General features: G+C 33.0%; 14 protein-coding genes. 6 read left to right on the top strand and 8 right to left on the bottom strand.

What is annotated here, in order from left to right:
* Nucleotides 1-92: 92 nt before the first annotated feature.
* The gene (locus tag C6368_RS10570; protein ID WP_107039171.1) at nt 93-2,384 is read right to left on the bottom strand and encodes an efflux RND transporter permease subunit; all 2,292 of its coding nucleotides are present in this window, start codon (nt 2,382-2,384) and stop codon (nt 93-95) included.
* A 131-nt stretch (nt 2,385-2,515) separates the two neighbouring features.
* On the opposite strand from C6368_RS10570, the gene C6368_RS10565 reads away from it, so the two are divergent.
* On the top strand, nt 2,516-3,550 hold the full coding sequence (locus C6368_RS10565) for a T9SS type A sorting domain-containing protein (RefSeq protein WP_107039170.1): 1,035 nt from the start codon (nt 2,516-2,518) through the stop codon (nt 3,548-3,550).
* Between the two features lie 616 nt (nt 3,551-4,166).
* Here the strand turns inward: C6368_RS10565 and C6368_RS10560 are convergent.
* Nucleotides 4,167-6,521 (bottom strand): TonB-dependent receptor, encoded by a 2,355-nt coding sequence (locus C6368_RS10560; protein ID WP_159038555.1) that lies wholly within the window; start codon nt 6,519-6,521, stop codon nt 4,167-4,169.
* Nucleotides 6,522-6,628: 107 nt separating this feature from the next.
* The gene (mazG, locus tag C6368_RS10555; protein ID WP_107039168.1) at nt 6,629-7,396 is read right to left on the bottom strand and encodes a nucleoside triphosphate pyrophosphohydrolase; all 768 of its coding nucleotides are present in this window, start codon (nt 7,394-7,396) and stop codon (nt 6,629-6,631) included.
* A gap of 134 nt (nt 7,397-7,530) precedes the next feature.
* Between mazG and C6368_RS10550 the strand changes: the two genes are divergently transcribed.
* The 3 genes from C6368_RS10550 to C6368_RS10540 are packed head-to-tail and all read left to right on the top strand — an operon-like array spanning nt 7,531 to nt 9,588.
* The gene (locus C6368_RS10550) at nt 7,531-8,613 is read left to right on the top strand and encodes an acyloxyacyl hydrolase (RefSeq protein ID WP_107039167.1); all 1,083 of its coding nucleotides are present in this window, start codon (nt 7,531-7,533) and stop codon (nt 8,611-8,613) included.
* Nucleotides 8,610-9,353, top strand: a complete 744-nt coding sequence (locus tag C6368_RS10545) for a GIN domain-containing protein (protein ID WP_159038554.1) — start codon at nt 8,610-8,612, stop codon at nt 9,351-9,353. Before C6368_RS10550 ends, C6368_RS10545 begins: the two co-directional genes overlap by 4 nt.
* A 43-nt stretch (nt 9,354-9,396) precedes the next feature.
* Complete coding sequence (locus C6368_RS10540; protein ID WP_107039165.1) at nt 9,397-9,588, top strand: membrane or secreted protein; 192 nt, start codon at nt 9,397-9,399, stop codon at nt 9,586-9,588.
* A gap of 83 nt (nt 9,589-9,671) precedes the next feature.
* Here C6368_RS10540 and C6368_RS10535 read toward each other — a convergent pair whose 3' ends face one another.
* From C6368_RS10535 to C6368_RS10525, 3 genes are all read right to left on the bottom strand, one after another.
* A complete protein-coding gene (locus C6368_RS10535; protein ID WP_107039164.1) occupies nt 9,672-11,198 on the bottom strand; it encodes a thioredoxin-like domain-containing protein in 1,527 nt (508 codons plus the stop codon).
* Nucleotides 11,199-11,297: 99 nt separating this feature from the next.
* Entirely contained in the window at nt 11,298-12,473 is a 1,176-nt protein-coding gene (locus C6368_RS10530; protein WP_107039163.1) for an FtsX-like permease family protein, read from the bottom strand.
* Nucleotides 12,474-12,476: 3 nt separating this feature from the next.
* Nucleotides 12,477-13,118: an ATP-binding cassette domain-containing protein gene (locus C6368_RS10525; RefSeq protein ID WP_107039162.1), complete on the bottom strand. Its 642-nt coding sequence runs from the start codon at nt 13,116-13,118 to the stop codon at nt 12,477-12,479.
* A gap of 201 nt (nt 13,119-13,319) precedes the next feature.
* Between C6368_RS10525 and C6368_RS10520 the strand changes: the two genes are divergently transcribed.
* Nucleotides 13,320-14,375: an SH3 domain-containing protein gene (locus C6368_RS10520; RefSeq protein WP_199851626.1), complete on the top strand. Its 1,056-nt coding sequence runs from the start codon at nt 13,320-13,322 to the stop codon at nt 14,373-14,375.
* 148 nt (nt 14,376-14,523) lie between these two features.
* Here the strand turns inward: C6368_RS10520 and C6368_RS10515 are convergent, their stop codons facing one another.
* Both C6368_RS10515 and C6368_RS10510 read right to left on the bottom strand, forming a co-directional pair.
* Nucleotides 14,524-15,240 carry a hypothetical protein gene (locus C6368_RS10515; RefSeq protein WP_107039161.1) on the bottom strand — a complete coding sequence of 239 codons (717 nt, stop codon included), beginning with the start codon at nt 15,238-15,240 and terminating at the stop codon, nt 14,524-14,526.
* 134 nt (nt 15,241-15,374) lie between these two features.
* Nucleotides 15,375-15,896, bottom strand: coding sequence for a GNAT family N-acetyltransferase (locus C6368_RS10510; protein ID WP_107039160.1), 522 nt, complete (start codon nt 15,894-15,896; stop codon nt 15,375-15,377).
* A 187-nt stretch (nt 15,897-16,083) separates the two neighbouring features.
* Between C6368_RS10510 and C6368_RS10505 the strand changes: the two genes are divergently transcribed.
* On the top strand, nt 16,084-20,427 hold the full coding sequence (locus C6368_RS10505) for a T9SS type A sorting domain-containing protein (protein WP_107039159.1): 4,344 nt from the start codon (nt 16,084-16,086) through the stop codon (nt 20,425-20,427).
* Nucleotides 20,428-20,445 lie beyond the last annotated feature (18 nt).

Raw genomic sequence — 20,445 nt, 5'->3', positions numbered from 1 at the left:
GTGCCAGCATCTAAATATCAGGTTAAGTGTTCGTAAAAACTCTATTTTTAAACTAGAGCCAAGTATTTTTTTTAATAGATATAAAGGGTTTGTTAATTTTTGGAATTACTATTTATTTCCTTTTTCTTGTTTGGATCAGGATAGAAATATAGTAGTAGTAATGGAAGGATAAACAAGTCGGAAACCACTGCAACAACTAAAGTGATACAAATCATAAGTCCCATGTAATAGGTTCCCATAAAATTAGACAATAGCAGCATGCTGAAACCACCAACAAGAATTGCAGAAGTTAAAACAATCGCTTTTCCAGTTCCTAAATAAGTGCTTTTTAAGGCATAAAGTTTTGATTTTCCTTTCTTAAGTTCTAGTTTAAAATTACTTAAAAAATGAATGGTATCATCAATTGCAATTCCAAAAGATATGGTGAAAATAATAGCCGTTGTGATTTTTAAATTGATTCCAAAATATCCCATAATTCCAGCAATAATAATTAATGGAATTACATTGGGAATAATTGAGATAATCAACATTCGAAAAGATCTAAATAAAAGTGCCATTAGAATAGAAACGACAATAATTGCAAATGCTAGTCCTTCTACTAAACTCGAAGACATATAGCTCATATTTCTATCAAGCAAATGGGCCGAACCGGTAACATGAATGTCGAGGTGTTTGTCTAAGCCTTCTTCATTTATAAATGTGAAGAATTTTTTATTTTCTAATGTAGCTTTTTGATTTCCCCAGTCTGGAACTCCTCCATTTATTCTTGTGGTGTTTTCTGTTGAATCTAATACAGAAGCAATAAATTTTCCTTGATCTGCTATTTTCAACATTCTTTTAAATTTCCGAATTTCATTTTTTGAATCGGGAATGCCGTAGTAATCAGTGTTTCCAGCATGGGATGCTCGATTTAAAATACTTAAATATTGAATCAATGAATTATTAATATTGACTTCATATTCATTGGAAAGATAATTCTCAATCTTCTCCATTTCTTTCAATCGATTAACATTCCAAATATCATCTGTACTGTCTTTTAAACTGATTGCTAATTCAAAAGGACGAACTCCACCAAATTTACTATCGAAATAATCAAAGTCTTGTTTTACTGTGCTTTCTTGACTTACGTCATCCATAATAAAGTTGTTCACTACAATCAATTTTGCACCATATGCGAAAATTACAATGAAAGCAATACTAATCCAAGGTATAATTTTTCTGTTTCTCATTGTGATTAGAAACACTTTGCGCATTATAGATTTCCAAAAGTTCCGATCATTTCTTCTTCCAACTTCAGGAACCTTGGTCAGATAAAATAAGAATGGAAGTGATCCATAAGTAATTACGAAGGCAATTAAAACCCCAATTCCAGTGTACAATCCAAAGTCTTGAATAGGAATTACATTTACGAAGAGCAATGAAAAGAAACCAATAGAGGTAGTTAACGATGTTAGAAAAGTGGCCATTCCAATTTCTTTGAATGAAGTTTTTATGGCATCTAATTTACTTGATCCCGACCGGAGTAACTCAAGGTATTTAGACATCAAATGAATGACATCTGACATGGCTACAACAAACATTATAGAGGGTAGAACAATCAATAAAATGTTTATGGGTTTACCAATTAATGCCATAATTCCAACTATCCAAATCATTGAGCCCACAATGACAATTTGAGGAACCATTAATCCCCATAAAGATTTGAAACTTATAATTAAGAATACAATAACAAGTAATATACTCATTCCAACGTATGTTGTCATTTCGGTAATCATGGTGTCAACATAATATAATTGTCCTACAGACCTACCAGCCATTCTTACGTTTTCAAAATCAAATTTTTCACTAACCTGTTTTACATCAGCGACCAACTGTTCACTTTTAGCTTTGCTCAAAAAATCATTGTGCCTTACGAATACTGTTAATGCATTACCTTTTGAATTAACCAAAGTGTTAATGAGTTCCTTGTTCTTATAAATGTTAATGGAGTCTTGTGCAAAATTGGTTGAGTCTAATTGAATATATGGTCTTTCTCCTCTTGTTCCCCCAGTATAAATAAAGGTTTCTTTTTCATGGGTAATATCTCTTGTGAATTTCACATTAGGCAGCGCAGCCAATTCTTTCGAATATTCATTCACTTCATTTAAAAAAAACTTATCAAATATTCCTTTTTCTCTTTCGATAGCAATGAGAATAAAATCGTTGTCTGATTCAAATAATGCACGGTGATTGAAAAAGAAATCAGTTTCTTTATCTTGTGCGGGAAAAAACTCTTCAAAATTGTAATTCAGAGTTGTTTTTGGTAATTGAAATGCAAAGAAAATAGTTGTTATTAGGATGATAGAAATAACAAAATAGGATATTCGTTTTAAATTTTTTTCCAACGCTTAATTTTTATTTATCGTTTAAGACAGTAAAGTTAACCATTATCTACTTCCTATTGTTTTACCACTTATACTTTTATTATGGAAATCAAACTAAAATTGTTTATTTTTGGTTTTAAAACATAAAAATTATGAAGAGAAATTTACTTTTAGTAGCTGCTTTATTTTTTGGAACAGCGACTTTTGCACAGTTTACACAGTCAAATAGCCCATCAATTGGAAATGGTTCGACTTTGTACGTAATTGATAGTATGGCACCTGCTTACGCTAACGAAATAGGTTCAAATGCGAATTGGGATTACAGTTCTACAGATGGATATAATAACGTTTCGAGAAATGTCACTGGATTAGATGCAACTACGACTGCAAACGCATCAAGTTTTCCTAACGCTACTGAAACTATCGATTTGGAAGGATTTTTAAAATCATATTCAACGACCTCAGCAACAGAGATGACTAGCTATGGTTTTGTATTTGATGAGCCAAGTTTGGGAGAGATAATTGCAATTTATGATACAGATCCTGCAACGACGTACAATTATCCTATGGATGAAAATAGTCCTGCAATTACAGATAATTTTTCTGGAACTTTAGAGTATGTTTTGGGGATTCCTCAAACATCTCCATTAACTGGATCTCTTACTGCAGAAGTTGATGGAAAAGGAACTTTAGTTTTGGCTAATAATTCTTATAATAATGTTTTAAGATACAAAATTACTGATACTGTAAATACTACGGTTGCTGTACTGGGAGCTATCCAAATGGTACGCACTCAGTACGAGTATTACGATTTAGCTGCAAGTAATTTACCTATATTTATTCATACTTCAATTGTATTTACGTCAGGTGGAGGTGTGGTGTTATCGAATTCAAACCTTGTATTAAGTTTAGAAGATCCTTCGACTTCTGTTGGGTTAACTATAAATGAATTATCAAAAACATCTGTTTATCCAGTTCCTGCAACCAATGAATTAAATATTCATTTGCCTTCTACAGTAGAAGCTGCAACTGTTACAATTTCTGATGTTTTAGGTCGTAATGTTTATTCTACATCTTTAAATTCAAATGTGAAAACAATCGATGTTTCAGCAATGAAAAAAGGAATGTATATTTTAAATATCACAGATGGTGAAACTTCAGTTTCTAAAAACATTGTGATTAAGTAACTCATCTTATTGCTTAAACTTTAAGCCTGATTCTGATTCTATAATAGAAAATCGGAATCAGGCTTTTTTGTGGCTTCAACTTTTCAAGACCTTAAGTTCTTTTTTTTTAAGTAATATTATTATTGTTTGAGAACATGACTTTCTTCATGTGCTTTCAATTGATTGATTATTAAGGGTTGAACGTTGTCAGTGTAATAAGTATTTCGTTATCGCGTTTAATTTTAATTTAGTTTATTTTTCATTCTGCTTTTGCCCATTGGCTCAATTAATAAAGTCGAATATTAATTTATATTGCTTTTAGAATCCTTCTTTAAATAATCTGTAATAATTTTCTCAGATGATTATTTAAGAGTTGAGTAATACAAATTGATGAAACTTATGTTTCAATATATCCTTCATATTCTGTATTTAAGATATTCTTTAAATACTTGATCTGGACTCCGATAGTTTACAGTATAGATTATTGAATAGTTCAACCCTAAATTTGTCATTGGCCTTTCTGATTTATACTTTGAATTTATTGATTACCGAAATGAAGACCAATACAACGTTGAAGGTTTATGGCACAAAAAAAAGCAATCTAAATTAGATTGCCTTTGAATTAATTTTTCAAAATTTAGAAATCATAACTTAAGCCAACACTTGGTAAAAATGGCAATTGATAAATTTTCTCGTTCGTTACACGATTAACATAAAAGATGTTTTCCCTGTCATAAATATTGGTTACTCCACCTTTCGCTTCTAGAACAGTATTGTTTTTGAATTTGAATTTCTTTTTGACAGTTATGTCGAAACGGTGATAAGTAGGTAGTCTAGCAGAGTTGATGCCACCCAAAAGAATGCTTAGATCATTAGGGTTACTAGTTGTATAATCTGTAGTAACTCCGTCACCGAACTTCTCACCTTGGTAATAGCCTGAAGTAGGAGTGAATGGTAATCCTGAACCAAAGTTCCAGCGCATACTTAATTCCAAACTGTTGTCTTTTAGGAAAGTGTAAGTTGCAACTAGGTTAATATTATGACGACGATCGAAAGAAGGAGCATAGTTCATGAATCCGTCCCATCGTTCAGATTTACCTAGTGAATAAACTGCCCATAAAAATATTCTTTTCTTACTGTATTCTAGCAATACATCAACTCCATACGCAACTCCAGATTCAATTAAGAAGTCCTTTTTGTAAATATCAGAGACCTTGCTAAATTCTGGCGTATCGTCATACAACTTATTCACATTAATGTTACTCAATTGTGGATAATATTTGTAATATCCTTCAACATTCAAGGTTAATTCACGAGTGAAGTCGTATTCTGTACCAATTATACCATGCCATGAGGTTTGAAGTCCATTTTCAGGTTCTACTTCCTCACCATTTTGCTTGGTAAATGTTTGCTGAACATCAGTAGGAGCAGAAATGAAACCATAGAATAATGTTACAATATCTCTATCATTTGCGGCAGAAGTGAAGTTTTGCGAATAATAACCTCCAGACATTTTAAATCTTAATTTTTCAGTAGCATTCACTTTAATTCCAAGACGTGGTTCAGGAACAACTGCTGGAATTGAAGGATAGGCTTGAACTCTCATTCCAGGGTTAAATACCCATCGACCAGCAACCAATCTATAGTTAACGTACCCACTTAATTCAGTATTGTAGTTTTCAATTTTTATTTCTCTACCTAATTCATTGAAAGTTGAGAAATTCGTTGAGAATCCTCCAATGTTGAAACCATAGGTGATTTCAGATTGATTCTTTAAAAAGTATAAGAAATCGAATCCAACATCAAATCCGGTAATACCACTTGTTCGTGGTTCTGCACCATTTTCTTCTTGAAAGAAAATATCGTAATTGGATGCGTTCACATGTCCTTTTATTATCACAGGGTTAGAGCTAGGAATAAGTGTGAAATTTAATCCACCTCCGTAAGACTTCCAATTTAGATCTGCAATGTTTGTGTATTTAACAGCGTCGTTATTACTAAATCCGAATGCTGAGAATTTACTACCTTCTGGACTCTTAACGGTGAATTTCCCATAAATATCTGTAAATGTAAAAGGTAACCCTTGACCATCATTAGCGAACGGATAAAGCACCTCAGAAGTATTATCCAATAAGGAATGTTTTGCTGAGAAAATATAAGATCCACCGCTTCCCTTAGCTTCTTTGTTTCTAAAAACAGGACCTTCTAAAACAGCTTTCCCCATAAAAGGAGAGACAGAAACCAGTCCTCCATGCTTATTTAAATCTCCATCTCTGTAAGTTATGTCCATTATAGAAGAAATTCGACCTCCAAATTCAGAGGAGAAACCACCGGTGTATATATCTGCACTTTTAATTAACTCGGTTTCAAAAACGGAGAAAAAACCAATAGAGTGAAATGGATTGTAAATCGTCATTCCATCTAATAATATTTTATTCTGAATTGGAGTTCCACCACGTACATATAATTGACCTCCTTGGTCACCTGTACTCACAACTCCTGGTGTTATAGAGAATGCAGCGATGATATCATTTTCAGCTCCGAAACTTGGTAAACGTTCTAAACTCTCTTGGTTTAATTTATTTACCGACATATCTACATTGGTACGTTTTGATTGGTCTTGCCCAAAAACGGCAACTTCTTCCATTTCCTTCACCGCTTCGCTTTTAGATAGTTCATATCTAAGCGTTTTGATAACTTTATCGCCAACAATTATGGTGTCAAGAATATCAATATGCTCAGCACTTCTTACTTCAATTGCATATTTTCCTGCTTCAAACGAAGAAAACTGGAAATATCCATCAATATCTGTGGTTGCACCTTTAAATTCAGTATTCGTATTTGCAATAATAGGTTTAATTAAAACCTTGATGTAAGCTGCTGCTTCACCATTGTCTTCATTGTAAACAAACCCCCGAATTGTAAAATCAGCTTGAGCGATTACGGAAGAAGTGGTTATTATTAGAGTTAAGAAAAAAAGTAATTTCTTCAAAATTTTCAGATTTAATATATAAATATCACGCATAGATAAGCATTTTTTTAGCGTTTGTTAACGGGTTTACTTTAAAAAGTAGATACTGTTTATTTTACTGCATATTTTTAGCCTACAACCTGTTTGGCTTTTTCCCAAAATACATCCATTTGAGTTAAATTCATTTCGTCGAATTTCTTTCCCTCAATGTTCATTTGTTCTTCCATATATTGAAATCGTTTAATAAACTTTTTATTGGTTCGTTCTAAAGCTGTTTCTGGATTTACCCCAATAAATCTGGCATAATTTATCATAGAAAACATAACATCCCCAAATTCTTGCTCAACCTGATCTGTCTTGTTGTTGACTTCAACTTCCAGTTCTTCCAATTCTTCATAAACCTTCGCTAATACCTGCTTTGAATCGTCCCAATCAAATCCAATTCCTTTAACTTTTTCTTGTATTCTGGCTGCTTTAACTAGAGAAGGTAAAGATTTAGGAACGCCTTGAAGCACGGATTTTTTACCCTCCTTCAGTTTTAGTTTTTCCCAATTTGCTTTTACTGTTTCTTCATCCTCGGCAACAACATTACCGTAGATATGAGGATGACGATGAACCAATTTGTCGCAAATAGCATTTAATACATCTGAAATGTCAAAAGCACCTTTTTCACTGGCTATTTTGCTGTAAAATACCATATGAAGCATTATATCTCCAATTTCACCTTTCAATTCATCTAAATCATTGTCTAAAATAGCATCAGCTAATTCATAAGTTTCTTCGATTGTAAGGTGTCTTAAAGATTCAAGCGTTTGTTTTTTATCCCATGGGCATTTTTCTCTTAAATCATCCATTATATTTAATAAACGCTCAAATGCCACTAGCCTTTTGTCCATAATTCAATTTTTAACAAAAATAGTCGCTTTAATTGGTCTTACAAATATAATTTTTTAGCCTTTAAATTTTTTATTCGATATTTGTACGGTTATTTGATTTAACAACGTGTGGTAAATTCTTTTGAGTATTGAAAATGAGCAAATTGATAGTGTTGGTGATTGGTTTTGGATTTATTCTTCTAAGTGCTCAATTGTCTGCTCAACAACAGAATATAGGACTGTCTTTATCTTCTCAAGTTGGATATCTGTTACCTCACAGAGCTGCTATGGGCCATTTAAATTTAGGCCATGTAACCGGTGGGCAATTGCGCACTGTAATTCAAACAAATGGAAGTAAGCAATGGCATCATGATTTTAATTTTCCAAGAATAGAATTGAATACCTTCTTTTATGACTTAGGAAATAGTTCTGTTTTGGGACAAACATTTGGGGTTTCTTCCGGAATGTACTTACCGTTTTTTAATTACAGTGGCTGGAGTATAGGAAGTACCCAATTACTAGGAATTGGGTGGGTATCAAAGCACTATGATAAAGTTGAAAATCCCAAAAATAACGCAATAGGATCTCATATAAATGCAATGGTGAATTTAGGCGTTAGAGTTGAGAAGCAATGGGTTAACAATTCAATTGGAATTGAAATAGGTATGACTCATTTGTCAAATGGCGCGTATAAACTCCCTAATTTAGGGTTAAATCTCCCTCTTTTAAGTTTTAATTTTACTCATTTTCTTAATGCTTTGAAATATGAGGAGAATTATTCTGAATTGAGTTCCGGGTTACCTTTAAAAAACTGGGGTTTTTATACTCAGTTAGTAGGTTCTGTTAAGCAAATTTATCCTACAGGTGGTAGTACTTTTGGAATAGTTGCGTTGAACAATTATTTTCAATATAGGTTTAAGCCAAAATTTATTTTTGAAGGGGGAATTGATGCAATTTATAATCAATCTGTTATTAAATACAACAAAGAAGGTCATGGTAGAATGAAGAACTTTCAGATGGGACTCTATGCTGCTTATGTTTTACCTATTCACAAAATTGAATTTTTGGTTGCAATGGGAAGCTATATTGTTGATCCATTAAATCCTGGAGGAAAGTTTTATCATAAGTTTGGGGGTAGATTTCAAATTACAGATAAACTATGGGGGAATTTTACAATTAAATCCCATTGGGCCAAGGCAGACTATTTTGAATATGGAATTAGTTATAGATGGAAATGAAAATATACATAGGCATAATTATAGTTTTGGCATTTCTTTCTTGCAAAAAGGCAGAAGATAGAAGATGCTTAAAATTTGTTGGTGAGGATGCTGAAAGAATTATTGAAACAGATTTAGATATCGATTCACTCTTTTTGTCTGATGATTTATATTATTCACTTGCGCAGGGTAATGAAACTAAAATTGTGTTGACAGGTGGAGAAAATTTGCTTTCACATATAGATGTAAGGATTAATAATGGAGGGCTTTCAATTGAGAATGATAATAAGTGTAAGTTTTTGAGGTCTTACAAGAATAAAATTAATGCTAAGATATATGTTGATTCCATTACTTATATTTATTACGAAGGAAGTAAGAAGTTGACTAGTATAGATACACTTCGTTCAAATGAACTTAGACTAATTATTAGAGATGGTGCAGGGAGCGCAGATTTAACTCTTGTAAACGGCTATACAAGCGCAATAGTATCCAATGGTTTTGGAGATATTACCTTGCGAGGAAAAACAAATTATGGCTTTTTGCATTGTAATTCTAATGGTTTTTGTGATGCTCGAATGTTGAATGTAGATGGTTGGCTAAATGTTTTTTCAAATACTGTAGGAGTGATGAAAATTAATGCGAATGAAACTGTATTAGAGGCCACGATAAAGCAAAGTGGTAATATTGAATATGTCGGAACACCCATTTCTTCAACCGTGCACTTGGAAGGAAGTGGAAAGGTAATAAGTTTGAATAATTGATTGAAATGTTGTAATTTTGTTTCGAATTTAAAGAAATATAAAAATGGATTTAATATTAATAGCAATCGCATTATTGGCTTTAGCATTTGGAGGAATTGCAATAAAAATTTGGGCTAAGAAAGACGGAGAGTTTGCCGGAACTTGCGCAAGTAACAATCCTATATTACAAGAAGAAGGTGCAGCATGTGGAATGTGTGGTGCAAAACCTGAGGAACAATGTTTAAGTGATAAATAAGATTTAAAAGGATGGTTTTTTACCATACAAAAAAAGTGGGTTTGTAGAATTTCTACAAACCCACTTTTTTTTGTACTTAATATTTACTTGATCTCCTCAGTATTTTCATCCATTAAGAATATTTTTTCAGCATCACTAAACCCTTGAAGGTCATCTAAAAATGCTTCAATCTGTGGAATAGTAAGTGACTTTCCAATAATTTGCTTGTCTTTATTCAAAATCCATACTTTAGGTGTTGAGTAAATGTCATAAGTTGCTTGATAATTAATGGATTCATAAGTCGTTTTAGAAGGAATTAATGATCGTGGATCCTCGCTGGCTTTTTCGTAAACATCTCTAGTTACACCAACATTTATAAAAGTTAATTTATTGTCTTTTATAAATTTTTTCCAATCTTCGAAATCATCTCCTGTCGCTTTTCCAACTGAGAAAATTTCAATATTTCTTTCTTTAAACTTCTTCTCATATAATGTTTGAAGTTGTGGTGTTACTTTTTTGCAATGGCCACAACCCGGATCCCAAAAGAAAAGTACAATATAATCTGCTTCTGTTTCATATAAGTTATACCATTTTTGATTTGACGAATCTGGCAGAATTAAATTTGGAGGCATCTCTCCCTGAACTAAACGAATTTGGGTTTTAGTGTTTTCACAAAGTGTTTGCAATTTATCTTCATCCATCCAGTGCGCTTTAGGTTCTCCATTTTTACCTGGAGCACAATAAAAACTATTTACCATGTGCATCTTAACTTTGTCCATTCCCATGTATTTAGATTTCTCAAAATGAGTTGTTACATTCGTGACAAAAAATCTGTACATCATGGATTCTTCTGGAATACTATTAATAACTGGAAATACATATTTAATAATTGAATCGGGGTGCTGTGGTAGTAAGTTTTTAGAGTAGAAATACTCTATTTTATTTTGTAAAACAGGTGTATTTACCAATCGATCATCTTTTAAATCAATATTGTCAAAAAAGTGATCTCTAAAATATTTATATCCAAATGCTTTATCGATAACATTACCTTCTTCATCTTTTGGTGCTTCAGGGATTTGAACATCCGTTGACATTTTAATGATTTTGGAAACCAAAGTTGTAGGGTTGTCTTTTACTACCTTTTGCTGATACGCCAAAATTTCATCTCCAATTTCTTTAATTCGGTTGGTTAATTTAGCCTTACCTTCTTTATCATTTGCGTCTAAAGCTTGAATTTGACCTTGTATTTTATTGGCTTCACTTCTTCCTTCTTTCATGAAGTTCATGTAATCCAGAAATATTTGGTTTTCTACAGACTTTTTAATTACCATATGGTCAACAAAGTTTGGAGATTTTGTTTCCATATGAACTTTTTCATTGTTGTATACAAATTCAAAGTATCGTTGGCCTGGCATCAAGACAGCTAAAATTCCTGGTTCTTGTTTACTTCCGTCAAAGGTAACTTTACTGTCAACTAACTTAGCTGTATCGGTATAGTAAAGTTTGTTTCCAACGTATTTTACTAAATGTACAGTGGTGTCTTTAATTCCTGTAACTTTAAAAGTTAGGTCTTGAGTAATTCCACTGAAAGCGATTAATGCGGTGACGATAAATGTGATAAGTATCTTCATATTATTTGTTCTGTTTGTGCGAATATAAATTGTATTTATTGTTCAGACGATTAATAGCTAAATAGGTGTTTCCTTTTAACAGTATTTTAACGAAATAGTTTATTGTGTCTTTAAAACTCCCCGTTTAGCATTAAAATAATTTACAATCGAATAAATCACAAAGGCTAAAATGACGGCAAGAACACTTAAAAAAGTAAATCCTGAATCAATTTGGATTCCTCCCTTGTCGAGTAATTTGTCTATAAAATACTTCAGTAGTCCAAATGCGATGATGCTGGCCGCGGAAATTACTGCGAAAACCTTAATAAAGTAAAGTAAAATTGAATTAATCACTTTTTTGGGAGAATAACCTTGTCTAAGCAAGGTTCTTATTTCATATTCATTTCTGGAAATTAATAACTGAGCATATTGTACCAATACTAATCCTGCTAGGAAAACGGTGATAACACTAATCGCTATTAAAATTGAAAATAAAGTACCAGCAACACTTTTAAGTTTCCCAACAATCATTGAGTTTTCTTTAGATTCTAAATTGCGTTTATCTAAATAATTCTCAAATTCTCCAAAAAGTCCTTCTTTTACTGTTAACATCAGTTGAGTAATTATTGCAGGTTCACCTTTTGGGAAATTAAGATTCCCATATTTCATAAATGTTTCAGGAACTAAAATTGCAGAAACTTCATTTGTGAATCCCACGATTCTTACTTTTTCGAATTCTTTTTTACCTGGACTAGTTAAAGTGAATTTGAATCCAACAGATTTCGCCAAATCATCAGAGATAGGAGGGATACCTTTAGCACTAGCAAAAGTGTTTAGCATAACCAAGAATTCTCGAGGCAAAACAATTGGTACGAATTCGTCACCTGGAGCCCATTTCCATTTGGCTGAATCTATTTTTGTAAATTCATTGTCCACAGATTGTACAAAAACATCAGTACGTAAATAAGGAACTAATTCACTGTCAGTTTGAAGGGCAACATCAAAATTGTTGCTTAAAATAGGTTGCAAAATTTCAACAAAATTTTCCTTTTGAATACTTTCAATCTCGCGTTCACTAAAATCATTTTTAGTCATTTTCAAACTACTAAAATTGTTTATTTTCTTTTGGATGATCATGGTGTTGTTTCCTAAAATCTCTTCTCCTTCGCCAAATTCATTTACACGAATTAAATAGTGAATTGAAGTAACCAAAAATGTGAAACCTAAAAATGAACCAATCATAGCGATGATCAATTGAGATTTGTTCTGGTAATTAAATAAAATTTTCTTAATCATGGATTATAAATTTAATTCTCTGTCGAAACTAAAATTGTGATTTTCTCCCAATGTGGTTAAAATGAAACCTGAACCAATATTTTTAGTTCTTCTAGCTATTAATGCCAAAGCCTTTTGAGTGTTTTCTTCATCTAAATGGCTGAAGGGTTCATCCATAAATAACCAATCAAAGGGTTGGCACATAGCACGGATTATCGCTACTCTTTGTTGTTGTCCCATGGATAGAATGCCACAAGGAACAGACCATTTGTCAATTATTTCAAGTTCTTCCAGCATTGATTTTAGTTCAGCAGTAGCGAATGTATCGGTTAAATCATTTTTTAAATTCAAGTTTTCCTCAACGGTTAATTGCGGAAACAATTGTAAATCTTGAAAAACAAAGCTCAAATGATTTCTTCTTAAGTTGGCCCATTCTTCCGGAGAGAATGAAGTGATTTCTCGTTCTCCTAATCGAATACTTCCATTAAAATCTTTTCGTATACCCGCAAGGGTATGTGTGAAAGTCGTTTTCCCTTTTCCACTTGAAGCATTCAACATTACTTTTTCACCCTTGAGAAGAGAAAATGAATTTCCCCAAATACTTTTGTTGCTGTGTTGGATTCCATTTAATGGAATGGGAACTACATTATTGAATTGAATTTTCATGTGTTTTTATTTTCTGCTTTGAAATTAGTCAATAATCATTCCAATAGCATGAAAAATTAAAATTGATTTCTCAACATGTTGTGAGTGAGTTTGTTCTGTGGTTTCGCTCTTGAGTACCCCTAAATGATTATGGGGTCATGGTTTCATTGATCAGTTTTTTTATATCTATCATTTATCTAATTAATTGTTAGCTAAAACTTTATGAAAAGTCTCACGAAAATTGTACCTTTCCTAAGTTACTTTTATGAACCATTAAATTCACTGATTTTGGAAACTAAACACGGCTTTACTTTAATGGATATTCAGGAATTTGAAACTTGGGTAAATTCATTAGATATTCACAGGAATATATTGTTTATTCAACAACATCATACTTGGAGTCCATCATATATTCATTTCAAGGAGAATCACTTTACCCTGCAAAAAAACATGAAGCATTATCATGTGAATCAGCGAGGTTGGAGTGACATAGGTCAGCACTTTTCCACATATCCTGATGGTAGAATTTGTACCGGGAGAAGTTTAGAGTTGAATCCGGCTTGTATTTATGGAAACAATAATAGTTCTATTTGCATAGAGCATATAGGAAATTTTGATCAAGGGAAAGACCAGATGACCGATGCTCAAAAGGATGTAGTTGTTAGAATGACTGCAGCATTGGCCAAGCGATTTAATGTTCCAATAAATACAGATAGAATTGTTTATCATCATTGGTTTCATTTGGGTACAGGTGCAAGAAATAACGGGGGACCTCAAACTACCAACAAGACTTGTCCTGGAGAAAACTTTTTTGGTGGAAATACATTAGCAGCTGCAGAGAATAATTTTATACCTTTGGTGAAAGGACTTGCTGATAAAACAACTGATGAATTACCTAGTAAAATGCTGTATTTTGGAGTTGTGGATGTAAATACTCGGTTAAGCGTAAGACTTGGCGCTGGAACTTATCATTCCAAGATTGATTATGTTGAAAATGGTATGGTAATTCGAATTTATGAAGAAAAGAACAACTGGTTTAGGATTTCCCAAAATCAAAAAAGATGGGTTTATGGTAGATTTATTAATAAAATTCGTTTAGCCAGGGTAAATGTAAACACTAAATTAAACGTTCGCTCAGGTCCGAGTTCCAATTATCCAAAAGTAGCTAGTTTAACTAAAAATCATGAAGTATATGTATATGAAATAGAAAATGATTGGGCTAAAATCGATGTAGAAGAACAGTGGGTGTCTGAAGATTTTTTAGAGTATTTAAGCTAAATGAATATCGGTCGTATTCAGAAAGAAACTCGTCGTGATTGAAATAATATTCTATTTCTCGAATGCCATAGGGTTAATTAACATAAAAGTTTTTTGAAAAAAAAGCTCCTAAAATATGTTTAAGGAGCTTTAAAAGTTTGAGGAAAATTTATTCGGAAGGTAGAAATTCATTTGCTTCTGGTGTAATCAATGCTTCTTCATTCTTCTTTAATGCTCTTTTTTCACAGGTTTTACAAAGTTCAGAAATTCCTTTTTGGTCCCAAGATTCTTTAACTGTTCCATTGTTGATTACATCACGTCCTTTAATGTGTTGACAATCTCCCTCAATATGGTATTTATTTCCGGCTTTTGTCCAGTAAACATTGTCAGTATCATGGTTAAGTGATTTAACTACCTCAGTTTGTTCATTGATTTCTTTGGTATATTTTTCAACTGAAGGTGGGTTGAAATCAACACCTGTAATTCCGGCAATAACTAATGCGACCGCGGCGATTGTTCCAGCAATACCTTTCGTTTTTCCATCAATGTTTTTATTCATGAAAATCAGGATTACCAATGGAAGAAAGGACAATACACCCATTATCGCACCCAACTGATTTTGAATAAAGAATTTAGTCTTGTTTTTTTCTGAAGCCGGATCTAATTTGTTGGCTTTTTTCCAAAGTAATGATCCAGTAATGGATAAAATTAGAATAGCTACGATCGCAACGATTAACCAAGTTAAAGTTTCGTTACTGATTAATTTAAAAATAGCAAAGATTTGACCTCCCATTCCAAGAATCCAAGCTAAAATAGCGAACATTCTTAATTGTTTCGCTTTTCCTTTTGCTTCATCACTTGCTTTAAACACTTTTTTTTCTGCCATAATTCTAATTATAAAAACATTTTTTTGCTCATGTTTCGAGAAATCAAAATTAGCAAAACAATTTTAAATAATGGTTTAATTAACTTCTATTCAAGGTTAAATAGAAAATTAGAAAGAGTTTTTGTATCAATTTATTAAAACCAATCTTTCTTTTTTATGCTGAATATATTATAATCTCCACTTCTTTTTTCAAGCGACATTCCATTTTTTTTAGCAACTTTTTCTGAACCAATATTTTCAAAATGAACCATGGATATTAGGGAGTTCGCTAAATTGTTTTTGAAAGCAAATTCTTTACATTTTAAAGCTGCTTCAAAAGCGTAACCATTATTCCAGAATTTAGGTAAAACAGAATAGCCAATTTCTAGTCTTTCTTCATTGTCAATGTTTTGGATGAGTAAGCCACATTGACCAATTAATTGATTCGATTGTTTGTCTATCATAACATTCATTCCACCTGTTTTATCCTCGTATCTTTTAAGTGATTTTTTAAACCAAATTTCACACATTTGTCGAGGTGTTAAATTTGGATCCATATCTAAAAATTTCCCTACATTTTCTGCTGTGAATAACTCTTTCCAAATTTCAAAATCATTTTCATCTAAAAGTCTAAATTTTAGCCTTTTTGTTTCTTGATTAGTGAGTAGATATTTCATAATTTTAAAATTGCTGTGTTTTTTAGCTGAAAAGTACGGAAAAAGCTCGTTTTATAATTATTAATGATTTAGTGTTTATAAAAATATACAAGTCTAATAATTTTCAATTTCTATAAGTTACATTATTTTAGTATTTTTGCAGTCATAAATCAATAATATTCAATTGTTTATATAAATTTTCAAATAAATGAGAGTTTCAATTTTATTTCTTTTGTCAATTCTACTTAGTTCATACGCTTTATCTGCCGATAGGTTTTGGATTGGTATGGGAACAACGAATTGGAATGATCAAAATAATTGGACAGATGTATTTGGTAGTGGAGGCCCAGCATCTGTTCCTGGTTCGGCGGATATTGCAATTTTTACTTCAGGGGTTTGGGCAGATTGTGATTTAGATATTAACGTAAGTATAGCTGGAATTATTACAACTGGCTATGATGGAACAATTGATTTAAACGGTAATACATTTCAACCTGTAGCAGGAGCCACTGGGAATTGTATTTTTGGTGGTGGAACAATAATAAATTCTTCAGGTGTTTCGACTATTAATATTGTAACTTCTGGTGAGATTAGTTTCAATTCGTTTACCTTAGGTTCTGTAGCGTCAAATATTAATTTGAATATAACGGCAAGTGAAGTTCGTTTTGGAAATAGTACTTTCTATAGTGTTATCAATGCAACTCAAACTGGAGGTACAAACACTGCTGGGAGCGGAGGTAATATCTTTCATGACGAAGTTGCATTTACAAATACTGGGTCTGGTTATTTTTATTTTGGTTTTACCAATCCTGATGAGTTTAATGGAGAAGTTAAATTATTCAATACTGGAATTTCTAGTTTGAGGCTGGCAGCTGGTAGTGTAGGAACACAATTTAATGAGGATATTGAAGTAAACTCATCAAATGGAATTGGCGTGGAAATTGGGGGAACATTAGGTGGGTCAGTGATGGCTAATACAAAAACAATTACGGTAGGTTCAAATGGCTTTACATCTGGGGATTTAAATTTGAGAAACTTTACTCAATCAGGTAATACAACCCAAAACATTATTTTAACGGGTACATCAAAATTCTATACAAACTACAATACAACATTCGAAGGAGATTTAAACGTAATTGCACCTCAGATAGAATTGAAAGCTTCAACTTTTATAGGGGTTACAGTCATAGAAAAAACAGGTCCAGGTAATAATGAATCCGGTGGTAATTACTTTCAGGATAGTACAGTGATTAGTAATTCTGGTTCCGGTAATGTTAGGTTCGGAACTGGTTTTCCAGATGAGTTCTATAAGGATTTAATTTTGAATAATTCTGGTTCAGCTACGTTAGAAATAGCGGAAACAAGCCCGGGAAATAGTATTGATGGTGATCTTTTTATTTTTACTTCAGGTATTTCAAAAGATATAGCGGTTAGTAATGAAAGTACTTCGTCTATCAGTATTCTGGGGAATGTCTATGTACTTTCAGCTTCATCTGCAGAGAAAAGTAATATTTATATTGGAAATGAGGGAGATGTAAACATTGGAGGAAGACTAGATATAGTTCAAAATGCTACAGGGGATAGTACAACGATTCGTGTTGCTGAGACCGAACCATCTGCAGTTAGTATTTCTGGCGTTGCAAAGTTCGTAAACAACGGTTCTGGAGATGTGCGAAGGATGTATATGGGATACAGTGGTGATATAACATTTGGCGACTCCCTAATCATCGAAAATAATGCTATAGCTACCCTAAGTGGTATTTATTTAAATCACTTCCCAGGAAGCACTAATTATTATAATGGAGCTATTGTATTGACAAATACAGGTGTTTCTTCCGATGGAATTTATTTTGGAAACGGAAGTGGTATTCCTATTCCAGGTGGGTTTGGAATCTTGGCAGCTGGTCAATCTATTTCTATTGGGGCCGCTGGATTTGATACTGGTGAGTTGTATTTTAGAAATTTCACCCAATTAGGCTCCACACCTCAGGTTGTTATATCAACAGGTACTGATACTGAACTAACAATCTTATTTTGTGATTGGCAAGGAGGAGGAGATTTTATTAGTCCAAGAATTACAACAAGAGACAGTCATTATGGAGATTCTACCCATTTGGAAAAAACGGGTATAAATCCAGATTTAAGCGAAGGAAATAATGTCTTTGATTCTAATTCATCTATGCGTAATACAGGCTCTGGTTCTTTCATAATGGGAAATACCAATCCTGATACTTGGAACGCGAATTTAAAAGTAATAAGTGAAGGTTCAGGTGATTTACATGTAGCTTATAATAGTGCCGGGAATGTAATTAATGGAGATCTTGACGTAGTGACTACGTCTACAGGAGCGTCTCAAAACAGCATTTTTTCATATACTGCTATGTCAACCCTTGAAGTTGGAGGAAGTGCCACTGTGCGTAATAATGCTATTGCTGGCAATGTTGGTGTTATTCTTGGGTATGAAGGTGATATTAACTTTTTAGGGAGTTTGGAAATATTAAATACTGCTATTTCTACTGTAGGAGAATTGATCATAGCTAGAAATCCAAGTTCAGTGGTGAATATAACCGGAATTTCAAATTTAGTCAATTTAGGTAATGGTGGGGATGTCAAGCGGATAGTTGCTGGACTGAAAGGAGATGTTACTTTTAATAATACCCTAAACCTTAACAATTCGGCGACGTCTACCTTAGATTCATATATTCTTCTGAATTCAGATGTCGAAAGTTCAAATGCATATAATGGTGATATATTGCTTAATAGCACGACCAATGGAGCTTCTAGCGTTGATGATGGAATATTCTTTGGTAGAAGAACATCAACCACAGCAGGACAAGGAACTTTGGGTGTCGGTTACTCCATTTCTGTTGGAACTAGCGATTTTATAGGAAAAAGATTATTGTTCAGAAATTTCACACAGTTGGGAACCACGACTCAAAGCTTTGTTCCGTTATTAGGTTTAACGAGATTTGAAAGTAGAGACTCAGAATGGAATGGGCCGGTAAATTTCATTAGTTCGAGAATGTTTTCAAATACATCTATTTACAATTCTCCAGCTTTTCTAGAAAAAACTGGAGCTATTGATGATCTTAGTTCAGGAGGGAATACATTTAATGGGACTGCAATACTTAAAAATTCTGGGGCAGGAAATCTTGTTTTTGCAAATCTTAATGGTAATGATTTCAATGATGACGTTTCATATGTTGAAACCGGTTCAGGTGCAATATTACCAACATATAATGCCTCGAGCACTTATGAAGGAGCGATATCAGTTAATTCTGCTACAATTGTAGTGTTTGGTTCAAATAGTGGCGGTCGTGTTGTTATGGATGGAACAATACCACAATTTATTTCTGCAGTGGGGTCAACTCCAAGGCCAGAGTTTAGGGCACTAGAAACACAAAATCCAAATGAAGAGATTACTTTGGGGACACCGATTATCATTGATAAGGACTTAAGAATGGTACAGGGAAACATTGTGTCGAGCTTAACGAATCTAGTGACAATGGTCGATGGTTCTATTGTTAGTAATGTTTCTGATAATGGGTTTGTGGAGGGGCCAATTTCAAAGATAGGAAAACCTGCTTTTGTTTTTCCAGTTGGTAAACAAGGATATTATAGACCAATTAGCATTTCTGAGCCTAATGTTATTAATGCTGAATTTAGAGCTGAATATTTTCCACAAGATGTTGTGACAAGTGGAACTCCGGATAATCCTGTTGAAACTTCTATTGATCATGTCAGTGATTGTGAGTATTGGATATTGGATAAATTAAACGGTATAAGTACAATAGCTGTGGAAGTCACTCTTTCTTATCGAGATATTCCTACATTTGGTTGTAGTGGAGTTAATATTCCAATTGAATTGTTGGTTAGCAGATGGGATGGTAGTATTTGGAAAGACCATGGTAATGGTGGGAATACTGGAACCGCAGCTAATGGAGCTGTTACTTCAGCAGGAACAATCTCAAACTTCAGTCCATTTACCATAGCTACTACAACTGCAAATAATCCTTTGCCAATTGAATTAATAGAGTTCAAAGTTGAAAAACAGGGATCTGCTGCAATGGTGAATTGGTCAACTGCTTCAGAGTTAAACAATGATTATTTCAACTTAGAAAGATCTACGGATGGTTATAATTTTGAAACAATTACTATAGTTGATGGAGCAGGAAATAGTTCTGAGATAATTGAATATGATTATTTGGATAGAGAACCAAAAACAGGAATAAACTATTATCGATTAAAGCAAATTGATTTTGATGGTCAGTTTTCATTTTCTGATATAAAATCTGTTGAGTTTGATGCTTGGGATTACTTAAATATTTATCCAAATCCATTAATTTCAGGGCGCGACTTATTAATTAGTTCAACAGGTTCTATTTCTAAAGTTGAATTAATTAACGGTACTGGTGAATTAGTGAAAAGTTTCAATTTTACTGAAATTACAAAGGAAGTTAAACTAAAGAATATTAAAGTATCTTCAGGAGTTTACTTTGTAAAGGTTTATACCAATGAGGAAGTTGAGGTTAGGAAGCTAATAGTTAAGTAGTAGCTCTAATTGCATTTC

Source organism: Brumimicrobium mesophilum, from assembly GCF_003025005.1.
GTDB lineage: Bacteria > Bacteroidota > Bacteroidia > Flavobacteriales_D > Crocinitomicaceae > Brumimicrobium > Brumimicrobium mesophilum.
Note: the sequence above shows the minus strand (reverse complement) of the source record. Positions and strands in the feature narration are given on the sequence as shown.

Coding starts and splice junctions, on each gene's coding strand:
- C6368_RS10530 (WP_107039163.1), bottom strand. CDS start 12,473: ATGATTAAGAAAATTTTATTTAATTACCAGAACAAATCTCAATTGATC.
- C6368_RS10525 (WP_107039162.1), bottom strand. CDS start 13,118: ATGAAAATTCAATTCAATAATGTAGTTCCCATTCCATTAAATGGAATC.
- C6368_RS10565 (WP_107039170.1), top strand. CDS start 2,516: ATGAAGAGAAATTTACTTTTAGTAGCTGCTTTATTTTTTGGAACAGCG.
- C6368_RS10535 (WP_107039164.1), bottom strand. CDS start 11,198: ATGAAGATACTTATCACATTTATCGTCACCGCATTAATCGCTTTCAGT.
- C6368_RS10515 (WP_107039161.1), bottom strand. CDS start 15,240: ATGGCAGAAAAAAAAGTGTTTAAAGCAAGTGATGAAGCAAAAGGAAAA.
- C6368_RS10510 (WP_107039160.1), bottom strand. CDS start 15,896: ATGAAATATCTACTCACTAATCAAGAAACAAAAAGGCTAAAATTTAGA.
- C6368_RS10505 (WP_107039159.1), top strand. CDS start 16,084: ATGAGAGTTTCAATTTTATTTCTTTTGTCAATTCTACTTAGTTCATAC.
- C6368_RS10520 (WP_199851626.1), top strand. CDS start 13,320: ATGAAAAGTCTCACGAAAATTGTACCTTTCCTAAGTTACTTTTATGAA.
- C6368_RS10545 (WP_159038554.1), top strand. CDS start 8,610: ATGAAAATATACATAGGCATAATTATAGTTTTGGCATTTCTTTCTTGC.
- mazG (WP_107039168.1), bottom strand. CDS start 7,396: ATGGACAAAAGGCTAGTGGCATTTGAGCGTTTATTAAATATAATGGAT.
- C6368_RS10540 (WP_107039165.1), top strand. CDS start 9,397: ATGGATTTAATATTAATAGCAATCGCATTATTGGCTTTAGCATTTGGA.
- C6368_RS10550 (WP_107039167.1), top strand. CDS start 7,531: ATGAGCAAATTGATAGTGTTGGTGATTGGTTTTGGATTTATTCTTCTA.